The organism is Pseudomonas sp. SDT291_1_S447 (assembly GCF_054070155.1).
This window is the reverse complement of the sequence record NZ_JBSVXS010000459.1, coordinates 1-216: the sequence shown is the minus strand read 5'-3', so window position 1 is coordinate 216 and position 216 is coordinate 1. Positions and strand designations below refer to the sequence as shown.

Below are 216 nucleotides of genomic sequence, written 5' to 3'. Positions count from 1 at the left end.
GGAGTTGAAGATGTTCAGGCCCTTGTTTTCCATGGCGCCCATGTTGAAGTCGTTCACCGCCACGATCATGAAGATGTCGAGGTCGTACTCGCGACCGTAGGTTTCTTCGTCCCAGCGCATGGATTTTTTCAGGCTGGTCATGGCGTGCTGGCACTTGTCGATGTTTTCCGGCTCGACGTAGATGCGCAGCGCCACTTCACGATCCGTCATGGTGGT

Annotated in this window: 1 protein-coding gene; it reads right to left on the bottom strand. The window is 55.1% G+C overall.

The genetic code is table 11. The features are described from left to right. On the bottom strand, positions 1–216 hold a 216-nt coding region (locus ACW9IR_RS30360; protein ID WP_457466315.1), incomplete at both ends, for a M1 family aminopeptidase.